The 590-nt window shown below is 42.5% G+C and carries 1 protein-coding gene; it reads right to left on the bottom strand.

Annotated features, from left to right (window positions below; genetic code table 11):
- Positions 1-82: 82 nt before the first annotated feature.
- Positions 83-590, bottom strand: a 508-nt coding sequence (locus R8O11_RS29580; protein WP_318195173.1) for a glutathione S-transferase C-terminal domain-containing protein, incomplete at its 5' end; no start/stop codon positions are given.

A 590-nucleotide genomic window follows, 5' to 3' on the forward strand; every position in this document is an offset into this window, starting at 1 on the left:
TCTCCCAGTACTTAGCGTGAATAAAAGCCCTTAACAACGCAGTTCGTCGTTAAGGGCTTTGTATTGGATGAACCGTTACAAACTAACCGATCATTTCTCTTTGGTGAGGAGAACTAAAGTCTAAATCAGGCCCTTTAGGCACCACTTGCGTTGGATTAATCCCTGTGTGACTGAAGTAATAATGGCGCTTAATATGATAGAAATCGGTGGTATCGGCGATACCATCAATCTGATACAACTCTTTCAGATAACCCTGAATATTGACGTAATCGGCAATGCGTTGTTTATTACACTTGAAGTGCCCAACGTACACTGCATCAAAACGCACTAACGTGGTGAACAAACGCCAATCGGCTTCCGTAATTTTATTGCCTGCTAGATAGCGATGGGTCGCCAAATGAGCATCAATTTTATCTAAGGCCGAAAACAATGATTCAAAAGCCTCTTCATACGCTTCTTGCGAAGTAGCAAAACCGCAACGGTACACCCCATTATTCACGTTTGGATAAATGTAATCATTCCATTCATTAATCACACCGCGTAGTGGCTCGGGATAATAATCGTCATGATTGCCCGTGAGATCAGGAAAG

It is taken from the genome of Vibrio sp. 1288 (assembly GCF_033344475.1).